General features: G+C 61.4%; 13 protein-coding genes. 9 read left to right on the top strand and 4 right to left on the bottom strand.

Going from position 1 to position 14953, the window contains the following annotated elements; genetic code table 11:
* The first annotated feature begins 2 nt into the window (after positions 1 to 2).
* The 5 genes from QCBJ_RS08130 to QCBJ_RS08115 all read left to right on the top strand — a co-directional run bounded on the left by QCBJ_RS08130 (position 3) and on the right by QCBJ_RS08115 (position 5313).
* Positions 3 to 1625, top strand: coding sequence for a glycosyltransferase family 39 protein (locus QCBJ_RS08130; RefSeq protein ID WP_102060496.1), 1623 nt, complete (start codon positions 3 to 5; stop codon positions 1623 to 1625).
* 169 nt (positions 1626 to 1794) lie between these two features.
* Entirely contained in the window at positions 1795 to 2031 is a 237-nt protein-coding gene (locus QCBJ_RS30020; RefSeq protein ID WP_139237994.1) for a type VI secretion system contractile sheath small subunit, read from the top strand.
* Positions 2032 to 2205: 174 nt separating this feature from the next.
* A complete protein-coding gene (locus tag QCBJ_RS08125) occupies positions 2206 to 2916 on the top strand; it encodes an HPP family protein (protein ID WP_102060495.1) in 711 nt (236 codons plus the stop codon).
* Positions 2917 to 3057: 141 nt separating this feature from the next.
* A complete protein-coding gene (locus QCBJ_RS08120; RefSeq protein WP_102060494.1) occupies positions 3058 to 4161 on the top strand; it encodes an enoyl-CoA hydratase/isomerase family protein in 1104 nt (367 codons plus the stop codon).
* Between the two features lie 3 nt (positions 4162 to 4164).
* Positions 4165 to 5313 (top strand): acyl-CoA dehydrogenase family protein, encoded by a 1149-nt coding sequence (locus QCBJ_RS08115; protein WP_102060493.1) that lies wholly within the window; start codon positions 4165 to 4167, stop codon positions 5311 to 5313.
* A 94-nt stretch (positions 5314 to 5407) separates the two neighbouring features.
* On the opposite strand, the gene QCBJ_RS08110 is transcribed toward QCBJ_RS08115, so the two are convergent.
* The 4 genes from QCBJ_RS08110 to QCBJ_RS08095 are packed head-to-tail and all read right to left on the bottom strand — an operon-like array spanning position 5408 to position 9294.
* The gene (locus tag QCBJ_RS08110) at positions 5408 to 6181 is read right to left on the bottom strand and encodes an enoyl-CoA hydratase (RefSeq protein WP_012724210.1); all 774 of its coding nucleotides are present in this window, start codon (positions 6179 to 6181) and stop codon (positions 5408 to 5410) included.
* 11 nt (positions 6182 to 6192) lie between these two features.
* Positions 6193 to 7320, bottom strand: coding sequence for an acyl-CoA dehydrogenase (locus QCBJ_RS08105; protein ID WP_102060492.1), 1128 nt, complete (start codon positions 7318 to 7320; stop codon positions 6193 to 6195).
* Positions 7321 to 7329: 9 nt separating this feature from the next.
* The gene (locus tag QCBJ_RS08100) at positions 7330 to 8514 is read right to left on the bottom strand and encodes an acetyl-CoA C-acyltransferase (RefSeq protein WP_093544509.1); all 1185 of its coding nucleotides are present in this window, start codon (positions 8512 to 8514) and stop codon (positions 7330 to 7332) included.
* A 12-nt stretch (positions 8515 to 8526) separates the two neighbouring features.
* Positions 8527 to 9294 (bottom strand): SDR family NAD(P)-dependent oxidoreductase, encoded by a 768-nt coding sequence (locus tag QCBJ_RS08095; RefSeq protein ID WP_102060491.1) that lies wholly within the window; start codon positions 9292 to 9294, stop codon positions 8527 to 8529.
* 200 nt (positions 9295 to 9494) lie between these two features.
* Between QCBJ_RS08095 and QCBJ_RS08090 the strand changes: the two genes are divergently transcribed.
* The 4 genes from QCBJ_RS08090 to QCBJ_RS08075 all read left to right on the top strand — a co-directional run bounded on the left by QCBJ_RS08090 (position 9495) and on the right by QCBJ_RS08075 (position 14837).
* Positions 9495 to 10388 (top strand): bestrophin family protein, encoded by an 894-nt coding sequence (locus QCBJ_RS08090; RefSeq protein WP_102060490.1) that lies wholly within the window; start codon positions 9495 to 9497, stop codon positions 10386 to 10388.
* A gap of 76 nt (positions 10389 to 10464) precedes the next feature.
* The gene (locus tag QCBJ_RS08085; RefSeq protein ID WP_102060489.1) at positions 10465 to 11523 is read left to right on the top strand and encodes a tetratricopeptide repeat protein; all 1059 of its coding nucleotides are present in this window, start codon (positions 10465 to 10467) and stop codon (positions 11521 to 11523) included.
* Between the two features lie 144 nt (positions 11524 to 11667).
* A complete protein-coding gene (locus QCBJ_RS08080) occupies positions 11668 to 13170 on the top strand; it encodes an ATPase domain-containing protein (RefSeq protein ID WP_102060488.1) in 1503 nt (500 codons plus the stop codon).
* The gene (locus tag QCBJ_RS08075; protein WP_102060487.1) at positions 13167 to 14837 is read left to right on the top strand and encodes an ATP-binding protein; all 1671 of its coding nucleotides are present in this window, start codon (positions 13167 to 13169) and stop codon (positions 14835 to 14837) included. Before QCBJ_RS08080 ends, QCBJ_RS08075 begins: the two co-directional genes overlap by 4 nt.
* Positions 14838 to 14953: the final 116 nt, after the last annotated feature.

Here is a 14953-nt window from a genome sequence, read left to right as displayed (position 1 = left end):
ACGTGAACAAAGACCGACCGCCCCTGTTAAACCCAGCGATCCGCCGCCAATCCCTCGGTTTGGGATTGCTGGCGCTGCTGCTGTTTATCGCCGGCAGCTGGCACCAGGCGATCATTGGCTTCGACTCACGCTTCGTGCTGTTCGCCCAGGAGATGCTGCGCCATGGTCCAGGCTTTTTCCCCACCACCTATGGGCAGCCTTATGCGGATTACCTGGCCACCTCGACGCTGCTGACGTGGCTGCTGTCAGTGCCGCTGGGCCAGGTCACCAGCCTTACCGCCTGGCTGCCCACGGCGATGGCGTCGGCAGTCATCGTCATGCTGGTGTATCGCCTGACGGCGCCCTACTCCCAGCGTTGGGGCTTGCTGAGCATTGCGATGCTGTTGCTGAGCAGCAGCTTTATCAGCGAAACCCGCGCGGTGTCCCTCGACCAGATGCTGGCCGCCATCGCCCTGGCGGTGTTTTACCTGGGTTATGCCCACGATCACTTTGAGGCGGGTAAACGTCTGCACTGGATTTACCTGTTGCTGATCGTCGGTTTTGCGATCCGTGGGCCGATCGGCCTGGTGATTCCGACCGGCGTGCTGTGCAGCTATTACCTGATCAACCGGCAATGGCGGCAACTGTTCAGCTTCGGCTTATTGGCACTGGCATTGCTGGTGGCGTGCGTTGGCCTGCTGTTGCTGATGGCCAAGCTCAGCGGCGGCGAGCGCTTCATGCAGGACGTGATTCGCATGCAGTTCCTCGGCCGTATGGATGGCAGCGAAGGCTCCAGCGGCGTGCTGTATTACTTCACCAGTTCCTTGGGCAACTATGCCATGGCCTATCCCATGGCCGTGTTGGTGCTGCTGGCAATGGTGATCAGCGGGCGCCGTGCGCCGGGGCCGGCGTTGCAGTTGGTGTGGTATTGCGCGGCGGCGGCCTTGCTGGTGATGCTTGGCCTGTCGATTCCCCAGGCGAAAAAGGCGCGTTATGTGCTGCCGATGTTGCCGATGGCGGCGATCATCGCGGCGTATCCGTTCCAAGTTGCGCACGGGCGGCTCTTTGCCTGGCTGCGTGTTCTGATGCTGGGTATCTGGACGTTGCTGCCGACACTGTTGATCGCCGGCTTGCTGTTGGCGCGACCGCGCTATCCGGAGCAGTTGAGCCACCTCGGGTGGGTGTTCGGCGTGCTGGGGGCGCTGCAGGTGTTGGCGCTGTTGACGTTATTCAAGATCCGCTGGCGCCCAGTCGGGCCAGCCTTTGCAGCAGTGCTGGCGGTGTGGGCCACGTATATTCTGGTGGTCGAACCGCTGGAGCGCAGTGTCTACGACACACGCACGTTTACCCTGCAGGTGCATGAACAGGTGATGCAGCAACGCGCGCCAGTGGTGTTGCACGGTCTGGGCAAAGACGCCAAGGCGATCAAATACATGGTCAACCTCGACTGCGACCAGGTGCCTTTGTTTACCCAGCAAACGGCCGACCTGAAGCCGATCCAAGGTCCCGCCTGGGTAGTGATGAGCGAAGCGGATTACGAAGGCATGACGGACCCGCGTTTTCGCTCCATCACCCCGACCTTGGCCGGTGAATTTGACCGCAACCCTTACGTGCTGCTGCACCTGGTCAAAACCCCGCAACCTTGAGCCCTGCGCCGGCGCTCCCCGGCGCAGAGAACTCCTACGTAGCTTTACGTAATGGCTGATGCCATTTCACTTTCCTGCGTCCAAAACCCGACTGTAAACTCGCCTGCGTGCGGTATTCATTTACCGCCACAGGTCATGGATTACAACAAGGACGTTGGAGGAGAGCACCGTGCCAGATAAAGTTTCGCTTGATCCCGCTGCTTCCTGGACCCGTGATGGGATGCCTTCGGGCTACCTACCCGTGCCGTCGTTGGATCGATTGATGGGTTTGCGTGATGCCCTGGTGGCGCTGAACGGGCCGCTGGCCAGTGAGCCAGGGCTACGGGAAAACCTGCAAAGACGCTTTTTGGATGAAGACTTCAATAATCGCGTGCTGGGTAAAATGTGCAGCTCGCTGATCGGATAGCCCCCTACAACTCAATATTCTTGCATTCAACCCTCATTAATATGCATTGGCGCCCTGCTTCCCAGCCCGGCACACTGCAGCTGTTCCTTCCCCCAAATGTTGGAACGTTCAAAGGGCTTCTCCGGGCGACCAGACAAGCCTTTTTTTTGCCCGCTGTTTATGGACGCCCTTTCAATGCTCGCTCGCTGGTTCCCTGCTGCTATCAACACCCGTCCCACCGAATGGAGCCGTGCCGCGATCGGCATGGCGCTGGGCACCCTGTTCAGTGTCTGGCTATGCGCCCAAGTATTTGGCATGGACGTGGCCCTGCATCTGCTCGGCCCTCTCGGCGCGTCGGCCGTGTTGTTGTTCGCGGTGTCATCAGGCGCTTTGGCGCAGCCGTGGTCGATCATCGGCAGCTACCTGTGCGCGGGTGTCCTGGCGTTGCTGGTGGCTCGCGTCCTCGGGCCTTCCCTGGGCGGCGCCTGCCTGGCGGCGGGCATGACGGTGGTGCTGATGTGCTGGTTGCGCTGCCTGCATCCGCCGGCCGGGGGCCTGGCCATGACGCTGGTGCTGGCCGACCCGGCCTCCGCCGCCTTGGGCTGGTATGAGTTGGGCGCGGTATTGCTGGGCGCCGGAGCCTTGCTGACGTGTGCACTGGCTTACAACAATGCCACGCGCACGCGCTACCCCAAGGGTGCCATCGAGTCCTCGCCGGTTATCTTGAACGATCCCAAGGCCGGTCACGACCCTGCAATCACCGCTGCCGACCTGAAACTGGCGCTGGCTGAAATGGAGCAGTTCTACGATGTGGAACCTACGGCGCTGGAGCAGTTGATCCACGCGGCGGAGACCCACGCCAGGCGCCGCAGTATTGGTGAGGTGCTGGCCAGTCGGGTGCCTTGAGGCCACCATTCTTTCCCTGCATAAATGCAAAAACGACCTGCATGATTGAGGGTTGTACTGTGCAAATTTGCACTGGTACGATCACACGATGGTTCGTGCGCGAACATATTGATAAAGAATAATAAAAGCAGGGAGTTATCGATGACTGCTCAGGTTTCAACCGAGGCAAGCCACGCAGCAATACTTCAGGACGAAGTCCTCGCCGAAGTCCGCAACCACATCGGGCACCTTACCCTCAATCGCCCCGCCGGCTTGAATGCCCTTACCCTGCAGATGGTCCGCAGCCTGACGTCCCAGTTGCAGGCATGGGCGGATGATCCACAGGTGTATGCCGTGGTCCTGCGCGGCGCCGGCGAAAAAGCCTTTTGTGCCGGCGGCGATATTCGTTCGCTGTACGACAGCTTCAAGAATGGCGACACCCTGCACCAGGACTTCTTCGTCGAGGAATACGCGTTGGACCTGGCCATCCACCACTACCGTAAACCGGTGCTGGCGCTGATGGACGGCTTTGTCCTGGGCGGCGGCATGGGCCTGGTGCAAGGCGCCGATTTACGCGTGGTCACCGAGCGCAGTCGCCTGGCGATGCCGGAAGTAGCCATCGGTTACTTCCCCGACGTAGGCGGCAGCTACTTCCTGCCGCGTATTCCCGGCGAGCTGGGGATTTACCTGGGGGTGACCGGGGTGCAGATCCGCGCGGCCGATGCGCTCTATTGCGGGCTGGCTGACTGGTACCTGGACAGTCACAAACTGGCCGACCTTGACCAGAAGCTCGACAACCTGAGATGGCACGACTCGCCGCTCAAGGACCTGCAAGGCGCGCTTGCCAGGCTGGCGGTGCAGCAATTGCCAGATGCGCCCCTGGCCGCTTTGCGCCCCGCCATCGACCACTTCTTCGCGCTGCCGGATGTGCCGAGCATCGTCGAGCAATTGCAGCAAGTCACCGTTGCCGATAGCCACGAATGGGCACTCAACACCGTCAGCCTGATGCAGACGCGCTCGCCCCTGGCCATGGCCGTTACCCTGGAGATGCTGCGCCGTGGCCGGCGCCTGTCGCTGGAACAGTGTTTTGCCCTGGAGTTGCACTTGGACCGTCAATGGTTCGAACGCGGCGACCTGATCGAAGGCGTACGCGCGTTGATTATCGACAAAGACAAAAGCCCACGCTGGAACCCGCCCACCCTGCATGGGCTGGCCCTCAGCCATGTAGAGAGCTTCTTCCATCACTTCGAGAAGGTTGTGAAATAAGCCATGCAAGACCTTGAATATACAGAAGAACAAGTGATGATCCGCGACATGGCGCATGACTTCGCCCGTGGTGAAATCGCTCCCTACGCCCAAGCCTGGGAAAAAGCCGGCTGGATCGACGACGCCCTCGTGGCGAAGATGGGGGAGCTGGGCCTGCTGGGCATGGTGGTGCCGGAAGAATGGGGGGGTACCTACGTCGATTACGTTGCCTACGCCCTCGCCGTCGAAGAGATTTCTGCCGGTGACGGTGCTACGGGCGCCCTGATGAGTATCCATAATTCAGTGGGTTGCGGGCCAATCCTCAACTACGGCTCAGATGCACAAAAGCAAACCTGGCTGGCAGACCTCGCCAGCGGCCAGGCGATTGGCTGCTTCTGCCTGACCGAACCCCAGGCCGGTTCAGAAGCCCACAACCTGCGCACCCGCGCCGAGCTGCGTGACGGCCAGTGGGTGATCAATGGCGCGAAACAGTTCGTCAGCAACGGCAAGCGTGCCAAGCTGGCCATTGTGTTTGCCGTGACCGACCCTGATCTGGGCAAGAAAGGGATATCGGCGTTCCTCGTGCCTACGCACACTCCGGGGTTCGTGGTGGACCGCACCGAACACAAGATGGGCATCCGCGCCTCCGACACCTGCGCCGTCACGTTGAACCAGTGCACGGTGCCCGAAGCCAACCTGCTGGGTGAGCGTGGCAAGGGCCTCGCGATTGCCCTGTCCAACCTGGAAGGCGGGCGCATTGGCATTGCCGCCCAGGCGCTGGGGATCGCCCGTGCAGCGTTTGAGGCCGCCTTGGCGTATGCGCGTGATCGCGTGCAGTTCAACAAGGCGATCATCGAGCACCAGAGCGTGGCCAATCTGCTGGCAGACATGCAAACCCAACTGAATGCCGCACGCTTGCTGATCCTGCACGCCGCACGCCTGCGCAGCGCCGGCAAGCCATGCCTGTCGGAAGCCTCCCAGGCCAAGCTGTTTGCCTCGGAAATGGCCGAGAAGGTCTGCTCCTCCGCGATGCAGATTCACGGTGGGTACGGGTATTTAGAAGATTATCCGGTGGAGCGTTACTACCGGGATGCGCGGATCACGCAGATTTACGAAGGGACCAGCGAGATTCAGCGAATGGTCATTGCGCGGGAACTGAAGAATTACTCATAAAAAAACGGGTTACTCTAACTGTCACACCGCATAAACCCTGTGGGAGGGGGCTTGCCCCCTCCCACATTTGACATCCAGTGTTTGTCAGGCCGGGTTACTTATCCTTGAACTCGGGTGCACGCTTGGCCACAAACGCCGCCATGCCTTCCTTCTGATCCTGCGTCGCAAACGCTGCATGGAACACCCGGCGCTCAAAACGCACACCTTCGGACAGGCTCACTTCAAACGCGCGGTTCACGCTTTCCTTGACCATCATGCTGATCGGCACCGACTTGCCGGCAATCAGCGTGGCAACTTTCAAGGCTTCCTCCAGCAGCTCATCGGCCGGCACGATGCGCGCGACAATCCCACAGCGCTCCGCTTCCACCGCGTCGATAAAACGCCCGGTCAGGCACATTTCCATGGCCTTGGCCTTGCCCACCGCGCGGGTCAGCCGCTGGGTGCCGCCCATGCCGGGCAGCACGCCGAGGTTGATTTCCGGCTGGCCGAACTTGGCGCCGTCACCGGCCAGGATGAAGTCGCACATCAACGCCAGTTCGCAGCCGCCGCCCAGGGCGAAGCCGTTCACCGCCGCGATGATCGGTTTGCGGCGATTGGCCACGCGGTCGCTGTCGCTGAACAGGTCATCGAGGTAGATCTGCGGGTAGGTCAGCTCGGCCATTTCCTTGATGTCGGCCCCGGCGGCAAAGGCTTTTTTCGAGCCGGTCAACACGATGCAGCCGATGTCAGGGTTGGCTTCCAGGCCGTCCAATGCCTGGTTCAATTCGCTGACCAGTTGCGCATTCAGGGCGTTCAAGGCGTTTGGACGATTGAGGGTAATCAGCCCGACGCGGCCTTGGACGTCGAGCAAAATGGTTTCGTAACTCATGTATCGGCTCCTTAGAGATTGCGTGAGATGACCATGCGTTGGATGTCGCTGGTGCCTTCGTAAATCTGGCAGACCCGCACGTCGCGGTAGATCCGCTCCAACGGGAAGTCGCTCAGGTAACCGTAACCGCCCAGGGTTTGCAAGGCGGCCGAACAGACTTTCTCGGCCATTTCCGAGGCAAACAGCTTGGCCATGGAGGCTTCCACCAGCGCCGGCTTTCCGCTGTCGCGCAGGGCGGCGGCATAATGCACCATCTGCCGGGCGACCGCGATTTGCGTGGCCATGTCCGCCAGGCGGAAGGCCACGGCCTGGTGCTCAATGATGGGCTTGCCAAAGCTTTCGCGCTCGCGGGCATAGTCACGGGCCGCCTCAAAGGCGGCGCGGGCCATGCCGACCGATTGCGAGGCGATGCCCACGCGGCCGCCTTCGAGGTTGGCCAGGGCAATCTTGTAGCCTTCGCCCTCCTCCCCAAGCCGATTGGCCACCGGCACTTTCACGTCTTCAAACAGGATCTGGCACGTATCGGACGCATGCTGGCCGAGCTTGTCTTCGACGCGGGCCACGGTGTAGCCCGGCGAGTCGGTCGGTACGATAAAAGCGCTGATTCCGCGCTTGCCCGCCGCCAGGTCGGTCACGGCAAACACAATCACGACCCCGGCGTTCTGCCCGGAGGTGATGAACTGTTTGCAGCCGTTCAGCACGTAGTGGTCGCCTTCCAGGCGCGCACGGGTTTTCAGGCTGCTGGCGTCGGAACCGGCCTGGGGCTCAGTGAGCGCAAAGGCACCCAGCATGGCGCCGCTGGCCAGCGGCTTGAGGAAGTGCTCTTTCTGTTGGTCGTTACCGAATGTGAGAATCGGCACGCAACCGACCGAGTTGTGCACGCTCATGATGGTGGAGCAAGCGCCATCACCCGCCGCGATTTCTTCCAGGGCCATGGCGTAGGCCAGGTAACCGGTGTCGCAACCGCCCCACTGTTCCGGCACCAACATGCCGAAAAAGCCCAGTTCGGCCATCTCACCGATGGCTTCCTTGGGGAAACGGTGCTCGCGGTCCCATTCGGCGGCAAAGGGTTTCAGGCGTTCCTGGGCAAAGTGCCGGGCCGCGTCGCTGATCTGCAGTTGTTCGTCATTGGGCAGCATCTGGGCTCCTTAATACAGGCATTCGACGGCCATGGCCGTGGCTTCACCACCACCGATGCAAATCGCGGCGACGCCGCGCTTGAGGCCTCTCTGGCGCAGGGCCGAGAGCAAGGTCACCAGGATCCGCGCACCGGATGCGCCGATCGGATGGCCCAGGGCGCAGGCGCCACCATGAACATTGACCTTGGCGTGGGGGATTTCCAGCTTGCTCATGGTCACGAGGCTGACCACGGCAAAGGCTTCGTTGATCTCGAACAGATCAACCTCATCCAGGTTCCAGCCAGTCTTGGTCATCAGTTTGCGAATTGCCCCGACCGGCGCCACCGGGAACAGACCCGGCTCATCGGCAAACGCGGCATGCCCGTGGATCACCGCCAAGGGCTTGAGGCCACGTTGCTGCGCCTCGGACTGGCGCATCAGCACCAACGCCGCCGCGCCATCGGAAATCGAGCTGGAGTTGGCCGCTGTCACGGTGCCGCCTTCGCGGAAGGCCGGTTTCAGGCTGCCGATCTTGTCCAGTTTGGCCTTGGGCGGCTGCTCATCATGCTGGATGGTTTTCTGTTCTTTGCCCACGGTGACCTGAACCGGGACAATCTCGGCGGCGAAGCTGCCATGGGTAATGGCCTCTTGTGCACGGGTCAACGAAGCAATGGCGAACGCGTCCTGGGCTTCACGGCTGAAACCGTTGTGCAGGGCGCAGTCTTCGGCAAAGGTGCCCATCAGGCGGCCTTTGTCATAGGCGTCTTCCAGGCCGTCGAGGAACATATGGTCCAGCACCTTGCCGTGACCCATGCGGTAGCCGCTGCGCGCACGGTCCAGCAGGTAGGGTGCGTTGGACATGCTTTCCATGCCCCCGGCAATCACCACGTCGACACTGCCGGCCAGCAGTGAATCGTGAGCCAGGATCGCCGCCTCCATGCCCGAGCCGCACATTTTGTTGAGGGTCGTGCAGCGCGTGGCCTTGTCCAGCCCGGCGCCCAGGGCAGCCTGGCGCGCCGGTGCCTGGCCGAGGCCGGCGGGCAGTACGCAGCCGAACAGCACTTCATCCACGGCATCGGTGGCGATACCGGCGCGCTCGACGGCGGCACGAATCGCGGCGGAACCCAGCTGCGGCGCAGTCAGGCTCTTGAGATCGCCCTGGAACCCGCCCATGGGCGTGCGCACGGCGCTGACAATAACGATAGGATCAGTCATGCGGGTTGCTCCTTACTTCGCAGCCATGCGCAGGGCGCCGTCGAGACGGATCACCTCACCATTGAGCATGCTGTTTTCGATGATGTGCCGCACCAGCGCGGCGTATTCGTCGGGTTTGCCCAGGCGTGGCGGGAACGGCACACCCGCCGCCAGGGAGTCGCGGACTTCCGGGGTCATGCCAGCCATCATCGGCGTTTCGAAGATGCCGGGGGCGATGGTCATCACGCGAATGCCAAAACGCGCCAGTTCACGTGCGGCAGGCAGGGTAAGGCTGGCGATGGCGCCCTTGGACGCGGCATACGCCGCCTGGCCGATCTGCCCGTCAAACGCCGCCACCGAGGCGGTGTTGATGATCACGCCGCGCTCGCCGTCGGTATTCGCCTCGGTTTCAGCGATAACGACGGCCGCCAGGCGCAACAGGTTGAAGCTGCCGATCAGGTTGACATTGATCACCTGGGCAAAGCTCGCCAGGCCGTGGGGGCCGTTCTTGCCGAGGATTTTCTCGCCACGCACCACGCCGGCACAGTTGACCAGCCCATGCAGGCCGCCAAAGGCTGCGACGGTGGCCTGCACGGCGGCTTCGGCCGCCGCTTCCTGGCTGATGTCCGCGACGCAGCTGCGGGCATTGTCGCCCAGCTGCTTGGCCTTGGCGGCCACGGCATCGGCATTCAGGTCTACCAGCATCACCTTGGCACCCGCAGCAATCAGCATCTCGGCAGTCGCTGCACCGAGGCCCGAAGCACCGCCGCTGACCAGGAAGATCTTGTTTTCAATCTGCATTGTTGTTTCCTTGAACGGTCCGAATCGTCGAAATAGTCGCCCCGCAGCGCTGTAGCGGCAATGGTCAAAGCCCTCAACCTGGCTGACTGTTTTGGCCAGTCATCGAGCTCGCCGATCAACCGGTCGGCCCAAGCGATTGGACGGCTGGGGTGCTTGCTTCTAACCTGATGGCCTGCGCCACTCACGAAGCCCGCCCCTGAATGATAGTCCGCCCCAAACCCAACCTGCTGGGCATCCTGTTTTCCCTCAAGGGCTCGATCGCCAAGCGCATCGCCCTGCGCAGCCTGCTGGTCACCTTGCTGGCCTCGGTGATCGTGCTGGTGGAAACCCTGCACCCGGCGTATTTCTCCAAGGTCAATGCCACGCCGTTCACGTTGCTGGGGTTGTCGCTGTCGATCTTCATGAGCTTTCGCAACAACGCCTGCTATGACCGCTGGTGGGAGGGTCGCAAGCAACTGGGGCAGATGATCATCGATGTGCGCTCGTTGATTCGCGAAACCCAGGTGCTCAGTGACCCGGCCGAACGTGCGGGGTTGCTGCGCAGCCTGTGTGGCTTCGCCCATGGCCTGATCGCGCGGTTGCGCCACGAGGATGAAGCCCAGGCGATACAGCCTTGGAGCACGTTCCAGCCGCACCACCCCAACCTCCCCGACAATGTCCTGCAACAGGTGGGGGCCCGGTTTTCTGCGTTGGCCGCGCAAGGTGCGATCAGTGAATGGCGCTACACCCAGCTGGAAGCGCGACTGGTCAGCCTCAGTCAGGTGCAGGCGTCCTGCGAGCGGATCAAAAGCACGCCTCTGCCCTTCCCCTACACCCTGCTGCTGCATCGCACCATCTACCTGTTCTGCATCCTGCTGCCATTCGCCATGGCTGAGCCGCTGGGCTGGTTGACGCCGGTGTTCACCGCCATCGTCAGCTACACGTTTTTCGGGCTGGATGAAATCGGCGATGACCTTGAGGACCCGTTCGGCTTTGATGAGAACGACCTGCCCTGCAATGCCATCCTGCGCACCCTTGAGCGCGAAGTACTCGCGGCCCTCGGTGAAACCGCGCTGCCGCCGACGCTGGAACCGGTGGAATACGTGCTCACCTGAGAGGGGTTTGACACTCGCCGTGGTCTGACCGAAGCTGGTGGCTTTGTATTAGCTGCCTTAGCTTTCGGACGCCTGCATGTTAAAGTCACGCCGTTACTCCATCATCGGCCTGTGCGCCCTGTTATTGATTGTGCTGTTCACTTGGTATTTCTCCCGCTCCACCCCAGTGGCCGTGCCTCCCGCCATTGCCCACGGTTACGCCAAAGCCTTGAAACAGGCGCATAACGGTGAGCCTGGGGCGGCGCGCGTGCTGTATCAGCAGTTAGGCCGCCCAGACCTGACGCCCGAACGCCGGGTGGCGCTGCATGCCGAGCTGCCCAACTACCCCAGCCCCCAAGCCTTGAAGCTGGCCGACAAAGACTTGAGCAGCGATTCACCCCAGGTACGCGAGGCCGCTATCCACAGTATTGTCGGCCTGGTGCCGACCGGTCAGCGCACACTGTTGCTCGGCCCGGTGCTGGATGATCCTGAGCAGGAAGTACGGTTTGCCGCCGCCAATGCATTGCTGGGCTTGTCGCCCGACACCTTGGGCCTGTATTTCGGGCCCTTGCAGCAAGTGCTGGATGAGTTTGTGAAAAAGCTCAAGGCCCAGCCCGAAACCGCCGAAGGCTGGATTCAGCTGGCGCGTCTCTACATCCACAGCGCCCTGTTGCCGGACGCGCAACATGCGCTTGAGCAGGCCATGCGCTTGCAACCGGACAACCTGCAAGCCGTGGTAGCGCAGATCGAACTCCTCGACAAACAGGGCAAGTCCGAAGAGTCCCGCCAATTGTTGGCGCGCCAACTGGCGGCGCACCCTGAATCAGCCTACCTGCAACACGCCCTTGGCCTGTGGCTGTTGCACCATGGCGAACGCCCTTACGCACTGCTGGGCCTGTCGAAAGCGGTGGAGCTGGAGCCGGACAATCAGGACTACCGCTACGACCTGGCCACCACCCTGCACGCCCAGCAGGAATTGGAAGCGGCCCAGCGCCAGTTGGAAGAAATCATCCAGCGCCACCCGGCCAATCGCAAGGCGCGGGTGCTGCTGGTCAATTACTGGAAGGAAAGCGGCCAGTTGCAAAATGTCCAAGTGCTGCTCGCGCAACTTGAGCAACAGAACCCGGACGACCCGGCACTGCAGCAGGGCTTATAGCGTGGCCACCATTTTTGTAAAACGTGGCCTCGCGCTCATTTCCCCAGTAAAAGGTTGAACCGCCGCAAAGCACTACGGTCAAGAGAATATGGCGCGTCCACATGGCCGCGCATCCTCTACTCGTATGTGACCTGAGGGCACTTCTTGTCTACATCCAAAGCGCAACTATCCGAAAAAGCGGCCATTGGCATTGAAGGTCTTGATGACATTCTTGCCGGTGGACTCTCGCGCAGCCACCTGTTCCTGCTGGAAGGTGAGCCCGGTACCGGTAAAACCACGGTCGCCCTGCATTTCCTGCAGGCGGGGGCGAAAAGCGGCGAGCGATCGCTGTACATCACCCTATCGGAAACCGAGCGCGAGTTGCGTCAAGGTGCCACGTCTCACGGTTGGGACCTGGATGACAACATTCATATCTTCGAACTGACGCCGCCGGAAAGCCTGCTCAACGCCGACCACCAGCAAAGCCTGCTGTATTCCTCCGACCTGGAACTGGGCGAGGCCACCCGGCAGATCTTCGAGGTGGTGGAACGGGTGAAGCCGACCCGCGTGGTCATCGACAGCCTTTCGGAAATCCGCCTGCTGGCGCAAAGCTCCCTGCGCTATCGCCGGCAGATCCTGGCGATCAAGCACTACTTTGTGCGTTACGACGCCACCGTCCTGTTGCTGGACGACCTCACCACCGAATCCCTCGACAAGACCGTGCACAGCGTTGCGCATGGCGTCATCCGCCTGGAAGAGCTGACCCCCAACTATGGCGCCGAGCGCCGCCGGGTGCGGGTGGTGAAGTACCGCGGCCAGAAATACCGGGGCGGCTTTCATGACTTCACCATCATGCAGGATGGCGTCCATGTGTTCCCACGCTTGGTGGCCGCCGAGCATCGCGGGGGCTATAAACGCGAGACCTTGAGCAGCGGCATTGCCGCGCTGGATGCGTTGATGGGCGGCGGGGTCGAGACCGGCTCCAGCAGCCTGATTCTCGGCCCGGCCGGTACCGGCAAGTCGCTGATCTCGATGATCTTCGCCGCCGCTGCCGTGGAGCGCGGCGAAAAAGCCGCACTGTTTATTTTCGATGAAGAGCTGGGGTTGTTGTTCGAACGCATGAAAAACATGGGTATCGACCTCACCGCCCTGCAGGAAACCGGCAACTTGCTGATCGAACAGGTCGATGCCGCTGAGTTGTCGCCGGGCGAGTTCTCGCACCGGGTGCGGCGTTGCGTCGACGAACGCGGAATCAAAACCGTGGTCATCGACAGCATCAACGGCTACCAGGCGGCAATGCCCGAAGAAAACGCGCTGATCCTGCATATGCACGAACTGCTGCTGTACCTCAATCGCCGGGGCGCAGCGACCTTTATGACGGTCGCGCAACACGGGCTGGTCGGTGATATGCAGGCCCCCGTCGACATCACCTATCTGGCGGACACGGTGATCCTGCTGCGCTACTTCGAAGCCTTGGGCAAGGTGCGTCGAGCCATCTCGATCATCAAGAAACGCACCGGCACCCATGAAGCCACCATTCGCGAATACCGAATTGGCAGCCAGGGCATGACCGTTGGCGAGCCCCTTGACAACTTCCAAGGCGTGTTGCGCGGCATACCGACCTACATGGGCGCAGGCTCCCCTTTGCTCAAGGATGAGGGGGTGTGACGGCGCTCTCTCCCGTCTCCGAGCGTGCGATCGTCCTTGCGCCAATGGGCCGTGACGGGTCGCTGGCGTTGATGATGCTCAACGAGGCTGGCTACGCTGGCGTCACTGTCGGCAGCCTGGTGCAACTGTGCGAAGCGCTGGAGCAAGGTGCAGGCTTACTGATCATTGCGGCTGAAGCGTTGCGCGGGGTTGATCTGGAACCCTTGCTGGAGTACTTGCATCAGCAGCCGGCCTGGTCGGATTTGCCCATTGTGCTGATGACCCATCACGGCGGCAGCGAACAGAATGGCTCATCCCACTTAAGCGGCTTGTTGGGCAACGTGACGTTTCTGGAGCGACCGTTCCACCCTGTGACGTTGATCAGCCTGGTGAGTACCGCCCTGCGCGGTCGGCGCCGTCAATACGAAGCACGTGACCGCCTGATTGACTTGAGCGAGAGTGAACTGCGCTTGCAGCGCACGCTGGAGACCCTCGAGCAGCAAGTCGAAGAACGTACGGCGCAATTGCGCAGCAATGAAGAAGCCTTGCGCCAATCGCAGAAAATGGAAGCCGTCGGCCAATTGACCGGCGGCATCGCCCACGACTTCAACAACATGCTCACCGGCATCATCGGCAGCCTGGAATTGCTGCGCAGGCGTGTATCCCGGGGCAAGTTGGACGATCTGGACAGTCTTATCGACCTCGGTGTGACCTCGGCCAACCGAGCGGCGGGCCTCACCCATCGACTCCTGGCGTTTTCCCGTCGCCAATCACTGGATTCAAAACCCGTAGGGATCAACCAACTGGTGTTCTCCATGGGCGAGTTGCTGCAGCGCAGCATCAACGAGAGCATTACGCTGGACATGCGCCTGAATGACCAGCTCTGGACCGCCGAAGCCGACCCGAACCAGTTGGAAAGCGCCCTGCTCAACCTGGTTATCAACGCGCGAGACGCGATGCCCGGTGGCGGCAAGCTCACGGTCGAGACCGCCAATCGCCATCTCGACAATGTGTTCACGGCGGCCTATGGCACCCTGAAACCCGGTGACTACGTGGAATTGAGCGTCAGCGATAACGGCTGCGGCATTCCGGAAAGCGTGATGGGCCGCGTGTTCGATCCGTTTTTCACCACCAAACCGATTGGCCAGGGCACGGGCCTGGGGTTGTCGATGATCTACGGGTTTGCGCGCCAATCCCATGGCCATGTGACGATCCACAGTGAAGTGGGAAAAGGCACCACGGTCAGCCTGTTTTTGCCACGGTTTGTCGGTGAAATGGCAACGCACGAAGCGGTCAACCCGACGTTATTGCCATTCGCCAACGCGGGTGAAACGGTGCTCATCGTCGAAGATGACCCCGCCGTGCGTGTATTGGTCAGTGCGGTACTCAAAGAACTGGGCTACGCCTTTGTCGAGGCTGGCGATGCCGATACGGCGCTGCCGATCATCGAGTCCGAGCAGCGTATCGACTTGATGATCAGCGACGTGGGCTTGCCCGGCATGAACGGCCGACAGCTGGCAGAAATCGGCCGGCAGATCCGGCCGGAACTCAAGGTGCTGTTCATTACCGGGTATGCCGAGCACGCCGCCGTACGGGGAGGTTTTCTGGACCCGGGCATGCAATTGATCACCAAGCCGTTTACCTTTGACCTGTTGACGGCGAAGGTCAGGGAGATGATTCAGGCGTGAGGTAGGTTGTGTGACGTCAACCACCAGGCGGGCAATTTTCGAGCGTGACCTGAAGGAGGTAAAAGACAGAAACAAAAATACGGTTCAGTACTGGAATCATAGGGGCGCTTGAGGCA

This window comes from Pseudomonas sp. QC2 (assembly GCF_002859085.1).
Lineage (GTDB): Bacteria > Pseudomonadota > Gammaproteobacteria > Pseudomonadales > Pseudomonadaceae > Aquipseudomonas > Aquipseudomonas petroselini.
This window is presented reverse-complemented; position numbering and strand designations above follow the sequence as displayed.

What these genes read in the sequence shown, in the direction of transcription:
- QCBJ_RS08125 (WP_102060495.1), top strand. Translation starts at nt 2,206, where the DNA reads ATGCTCGCTCGCTGGTTCCCTGCTGCTATCAACACCCGTCCCACCGAA.
- QCBJ_RS08120 (WP_102060494.1), top strand. Translation starts at nt 3,058, where the DNA reads ATGACTGCTCAGGTTTCAACCGAGGCAAGCCACGCAGCAATACTTCAG.
- QCBJ_RS08115 (WP_102060493.1), top strand. Translation starts at nt 4,165, where the DNA reads ATGCAAGACCTTGAATATACAGAAGAACAAGTGATGATCCGCGACATG.
- QCBJ_RS08110 (WP_012724210.1), bottom strand. Translation starts at nt 6,181, where the DNA reads ATGAGTTACGAAACCATTTTGCTCGACGTCCAAGGCCGCGTCGGGCTG.
- QCBJ_RS08105 (WP_102060492.1), bottom strand. Translation starts at nt 7,320, where the DNA reads ATGCTGCCCAATGACGAACAACTGCAGATCAGCGACGCGGCCCGGCAC.
- QCBJ_RS08100 (WP_093544509.1), bottom strand. Translation starts at nt 8,514, where the DNA reads ATGACTGATCCTATCGTTATTGTCAGCGCCGTGCGCACGCCCATGGGC.
- QCBJ_RS08095 (WP_102060491.1), bottom strand. Translation starts at nt 9,294, where the DNA reads ATGCAGATTGAAAACAAGATCTTCCTGGTCAGCGGCGGTGCTTCGGGC.
- QCBJ_RS08090 (WP_102060490.1), top strand. Translation starts at nt 9,495, where the DNA reads ATGATAGTCCGCCCCAAACCCAACCTGCTGGGCATCCTGTTTTCCCTC.
- QCBJ_RS08085 (WP_102060489.1), top strand. Translation starts at nt 10,465, where the DNA reads ATGTTAAAGTCACGCCGTTACTCCATCATCGGCCTGTGCGCCCTGTTA.